The 803-nt window shown below is 52.0% G+C and carries 1 rRNA gene; it reads right to left on the bottom strand.

The window, feature by feature from the left end:
• A 23S ribosomal RNA gene (locus tag B853_RS15690) occupies nucleotides 1–803 on the bottom strand; the annotation flags it as partial.

The raw sequence follows: 803 nt of genomic DNA on the forward strand, positions 1-803 counted from the left end.
CGSAGGGACTTCACCGTCGAGAGCGTACCTTCTCCCGAAGTTACGGTACCATTTTGCCTAGTTCCTTCACCCGAGTTCTCTCAAGCGCCTTGGTATTCTCTACCCGACCACCTGTGTCGGTTTGGGGTACGATTCCTTACAATCTGAAGCTTAGAGGCTTTTCCTGGAAGCATGGCATCAATGACTTCACTACCGTAGTAGCTCGACGTCGTGTCTCAGCCTTAAGAAGAGCCGGATTTACCTAACTCTTCAGCCTACGCACTTGAACCTGGACAACCGTCGCCAGGCCCACCTAGCCTTCTCCGTCCCCCCCCATCGCAATTGTAAGAAGTACGGGAATATTAACCCGTTTCCCATCGACTACGCCTTTCGGCCTCGCCTTAGGGGTCGACTTACCCTGCCCCGATTAACGTTGGACAGGAACCCTTGGTCTTCCGGCGAGGAGGTTTTTCACCCCCTTTATCGTTACTCATGTCAGCATTCGCACTTCTGATACCTCCAGCAAGCTTTACAACTCACCTTCAACGGCTTACAGAACGCTCCCCTACCCAATGAAGTAAACTTCATTGCCGCAGCTTCGGTTTATAGCTTAGCCCCGTTACATCTTCCGCGCAGGCCGACTCGACTAGTGAGCTATTACGCTTTCTTTAAATGATGGCTGCTTCTAAGCCAACATCCTAGCTGTCTAAGCCTTCCCACATCGTTTCCCACTTAGCTATAATTTGGGACCTTAGCTGGTCTGGGTTGTTTCCCTCTCCGACGGACGTTACGCACCCGCCGTGTGTCTCCCGGATAGTACTTAC

This window comes from Vibrio rotiferianus CAIM 577 = LMG 21460 (assembly GCF_002741985.1).
In the GTDB taxonomy this organism is placed as follows: domain Bacteria; phylum Pseudomonadota; class Gammaproteobacteria; order Enterobacterales; family Vibrionaceae; genus Vibrio; species Vibrio rotiferianus.